At 58.0% G+C, this 1,941-nt stretch carries 3 protein-coding genes; all 3 read right to left on the bottom strand.

From position 1 onward, the window contains the following. Positions 1-350, bottom strand: a 350-nt coding sequence (locus tag EPO09_RS21815; RefSeq protein ID WP_290646663.1) for a c-type cytochrome, incomplete at its 3' end; no start/stop codon positions are given. Positions 351-484: 134 nt separating this feature from the next. Then, positions 485-1,183 (bottom strand): Crp/Fnr family transcriptional regulator, encoded by a 699-nt coding sequence (locus EPO09_RS21810; protein WP_290646662.1) that lies wholly within the window; start codon positions 1,181-1,183, stop codon positions 485-487. A 147-nt stretch (positions 1,184-1,330) separates the two neighbouring features. After that, on the bottom strand, positions 1,331-1,941 hold a 611-nt coding region (locus EPO09_RS21805), incomplete at its 5' end, for a carbonic anhydrase (protein WP_290646660.1).

Genomic DNA, 1,941 nt, shown 5'->3' with positions numbered 1-1,941 from the left:
CTGAAGTTGAACTGCGGCATCTGGCGACGCCCCGGTGCGCCCGTTGGCTGCCCTTTGATCCAGGCCTTGATGAACTCAGGGCCGCGGCGCTTGTAGACGTTACCCAGTTCAGGTGCGAAGTAAGCGCCCTCGCCCAACAAGGTGTGGCAACCAATGCAGTTGCGCGTCTCCCATAAATGCTTGCCGCGGACCACGGCTTCCGTGATGTTCTCGGAATTGGAGCGTTTGGGGATTTTCTGTTCCGTGTCGAACACAATGCCGGCGAACACGAGTACGAAAAATACCGTACCGCCGTAAAAGATATTGCGGGCGGCTTGCTTGGTGAAGCCGCCTTGCTTGCCCTGGGTCATGCCATTCTCCTTATTGTCAAGGGACCGTATGAGCCTAGGGCTTGCCCCGAGACATTTCCTTGAAGCGGTTCAAGAAACGGGGCCCTCAGGCCCCGCATCGTTCTTCGTGACTAGTCCCTCCCGGGACCACTGACTCAAGAGAATTGAGCCAGGCCGTGCGCGTCGCGAATGTGGATATGCCGACGCTCCACCTCGATCAACCCCTGCGCCTGCAAATCGTGCAGGATGCGAGAGAAATGCTCGGGCGTCACCGACAGCAGCGAGGCGATCGTGCCCTTGCTGGCAGGCAGAGACACCGTCAGGTCCTTCTCGGCATCACGCACATCACCCACGACAGGCGAATGCAGCAGGTAATCCACTACCCTTTTGACGCCTGAGTGCAAGGTCACGGCCTCGATGTCCTTGACCAGACCGTTCATCCGCCTGGACAGGCCTGTCAGCAGGCGCATGGCCAACCCGGCGTTGTGCTCGATCTCGTTGACCAGCACATCCTTGGGCACAACCAGCAGTTGAACATCCATCAGCACACCGGCGTTCACACTGTGAGCACCCTCGCTGAACATCAGTGCTTCCGAGACGCAACCGCCCGAGCCAATGACCTCAATGACCTTCTCCTGCCCGCTCGGTGCCTTGGCATACAGCTTGATCATGCCGTCAATCACGAAGTACAGGCCCTCGCACACCTGGCCGGCATGGAACATTTCCTCCCCACGCGACAACCTGCGCACGGACGAAGCCGCAGCGATACGCGCCAATTCAGGCGCGGACATGTCCTTGAACAAGGCCTGACTACCCAGGTAGGACACCACATTCAGTCTGCGCGAACCCATCATATTTCCCCTCGAATTCCCATGAACCTGAGTTCATTCTGGGCACCCGCTGTAAGCATGGATTTGACAAGGCGCAAATATGGCCAACAGATCTACTAGGGTAATAGAGCTACGCATTTCGGACGACAGGAACGGCACCAGATTGACGCATCAACGCCCCTGATACCAGGACGCATCGACCTCATTGAAGATCGAACCGTTATCGGGATCGACATCGTGATAAGGCCCCGTCCCGCTGTGTTCGGCGTGTGTGGCAGGCACAAAGCTGCCTGACTTGACATCAAACACATACACCTCGCCCTCTTCGATGACGTAGTGCCATCCATGCAGAGAGATCTGGCGTTTTTCAACACGCTCACGCACCATCGGATAGTCCATGAGGCGTTCCAGCTGCAGCACGATAGAGCGTTGCTCGGTGCGTCGCAAGGCCTCTTCGGATACCTGCACGGGCAATACCGCCTCACGGGCCAGGTCCAGCCAGGCTTGAAGGTTCTTGGCCTCGGGCGATATCTCTTCGTACAAGGCCTTCATGGCGCCGCAATGGGAATGCCCGCACACGATGATGTGGCTGACATGCAGGTTCAATACCGCGTACTCAATAGCAGCAGCCGTGCCGTGCAGGCCGTGCAAGCCGTTATAAGGCGGCACCAAGGCCCCGACATTGCGAACGATGAACAGCTCGCCAGGCCCAGTGCCTGTGAGCATGTAGGGCACGAGCCTGGAATCAGAGCATCCCACAAAGAGAATCGTGGGATGCTGAC

The sequence above is a fragment of the Aquabacterium sp. genome (genome assembly GCF_004297345.1).
Taxonomy (GTDB): Bacteria; Pseudomonadota; Gammaproteobacteria; order Burkholderiales; family Burkholderiaceae_C; genus Aquabacterium.
The sequence above is the reverse complement of the archived record's forward strand: the minus strand, read 5'-3'. Positions and strand labels throughout refer to the sequence as shown.